This window comes from Limosilactobacillus gastricus PS3, assembly GCF_000247775.1.
Taxonomy (GTDB): Bacteria; Bacillota; Bacilli; order Lactobacillales; family Lactobacillaceae; genus Limosilactobacillus; species Limosilactobacillus gastricus_A.
The window spans coordinates 1-632 of sequence record NZ_AICN01000058.1 but is presented as its reverse complement, the minus strand read 5'-3'; the positions used below and the strand labels follow the sequence as shown (position 1 = coordinate 632).

Below are 632 nucleotides of genomic sequence, written 5' to 3'. Positions count from 1 at the left end.
TTTTTTTGTACAATAGAATTTAAAGGGGGCTATGTAATGGCAACGATTAAATGTAGCGACACAGAAGTCGTCACCACTCATCGGATTCTGGGTGAGGATCTTAATGAACATCATACCTTATTTGGCGGCCGCTTGTTATCCATTGTGGATGCTGAGGCCTCTATTGCTGCAGCACGCTTAGCAAATCGGGTGATTGTGACGGCTGCGATGGATCATGTATCTTTTTCCCATCCATTTAAATTGGAAGATGTTTTAGAAATGCATGCTTATGTAACTGGATTTGGGAAACGATCAATTGAGGTCTTTGTCAAAGTGATGGGTGAACATCTCCTCACTGGTGAGCGCTTTGTTGGTTTCACCTGTTTTATGACTTTTGTAGTGGCTGACCATGAATACCGGGTGCCATTTGATCAGGTAATCCCAAGTACGAAGGAACAAGAATATTTGATTGCTACTTATCAAGAGCGGCAAAAGTTACGGCAAGCTAGTCGTGAATTTGATCATAAGATGAGTGAACATATCAATTAGCGATTAGTATATTTTAAATTACTTGTTAACTAAAAAATGCCCAGTTCACTGGGCATTTTTTAAACATGTTCTTTAATTCCATCCGGAAAGTCCTTATCAATTTC

Annotated in this window: 1 protein-coding gene; it reads left to right on the top strand. The window is 39.6% G+C overall.

Annotated elements, in window-relative coordinates; genetic code table 11:
- The first annotated feature begins 36 nt into the window (after positions 1 to 36).
- The gene (locus tag PS3_RS06590) at positions 37 to 528 is read left to right on the top strand and encodes an acyl-CoA thioesterase (RefSeq protein ID WP_007122436.1); all 492 of its coding nucleotides are present in this window, start codon (positions 37 to 39) and stop codon (positions 526 to 528) included.
- Positions 529 to 632: the final 104 nt, after the last annotated feature.